Genomic DNA, 1,255 nt, shown 5'->3' with positions numbered 1-1,255 from the left:
AGCCGGACAGGCTGAGCCCAGTGCGCAGGTAGGCGCTGCGCAGCCGTCCGTCGGGGATCTGGGCGGTCAGAGCGCGCATGCGGCGGCCGGCGAAGCTCGTCAGCGGCAGCAGCGGGTAGTGGCGGCCGCCGAGCTGGGTGGCGGCCAGGGTGGAGCCCAAGGCCTGGCCGATGACGTCGTGCAAGAGGGCCTCGTCGTCGGTGTCGACGACTTCTTCGGCCAGCATGGCCAGCAGTTGCAGATCGAGCACGGCGGCCCAGTCCGCGGCCTCGGTACCGCTGTCGGGGTCGGTGAAGTCGAGGCCAGCCGGGACATCGGGCCCGTCCAGCAACTGGGAGCGTCGGGGCATCCGTGCCCGCAGCAGGTCGATATACAGCCGGACCAGGGTCGAGTAGACCGGCTCCAGCGTGGGGGAGTCGAGGTAGCGTTTGCGCAGCCGGCGGGCTTCGCGCTCGTCCTTGGCGATGAGGATGACGTGTCCCTCGGTTTCGCGGAAGGGCCGCGCGGCGCGACCGGCGGTGTTGAGGAAGTCGCGCACCGACAGCTGGTCGTTGTGCCCGCGGTGGACGCCGGCGACGATGACGGTCTTGGCGGGCAGGTTGACGCCTTGACCGAGGGTACTGGTGGCCGCCAAGATGCGGATCGCGCCGGCGCGGTAGGCCTTCTCCAGTTCGTGCCGGATGGCTTCGGGCACGTCGGCATGGTGGTAGCCGATGCCCTCGCCGACGAGGTCGACGAGCTCGTGGTCGGCACCGGCGTACTCGGTGATGACCTCGATGAGGCGCTCGCGCTGGGCGCGCAGGTCCGAGGGCACCAGACCGGTCGCGTCCGCGCCCAGGACGACATCAGCCCGATCAGCGGCCTGGCGGACCGCCCGGGCGATGGTGGCGGTGGAGGCCTTCTTGGGCGCGGCGATCAGCACCGGCCCCATCCGCTGGTAGTGCACGGCCAGCTCGGCAGCCACGTCCTTGACCTCGCTGGGAAACAGCTTGGTCCGGCGCTGATGCCGGGTGAGTACGTACGGCAGGAAGAAGCCGTGGTCGGCGTCGCTCGAGCGGTACTCCACGAACCCCTGCTGGCCATCGACGTTGCGGCCTTTCCAGGTGAAGACGCCCATGTTCAGCCGGGACGGGGTCCACTCAACTGCCGCCAGATGCGGGTTGGTGGGATCGAGCCAGGAGGCGATCTCGCCGCCGTTGGGCAGCACCGCGGACAAGATGAGCAGCCGGGCGGCCGGGGCGATCCGCCGCACCCG

1 protein-coding gene is annotated in these 1,255 nt (G+C 70.4%); it reads right to left on the bottom strand.

Annotated elements, in window-relative coordinates:
* On the bottom strand, positions 1 to 1,255 hold a 1,255-nt coding region (locus AB0J09_RS65105; RefSeq protein WP_360714543.1), incomplete at both ends, for a helicase-related protein.

The organism is Nonomuraea sp. NPDC049784, assembly GCF_040659615.1.
Taxonomy (GTDB): Bacteria; Actinomycetota; Actinomycetes; order Streptosporangiales; family Streptosporangiaceae; genus Nonomuraea.
The sequence above is the reverse complement of the archived record's forward strand: the minus strand, read 5'-3'. Positions and strand labels throughout refer to the sequence as shown.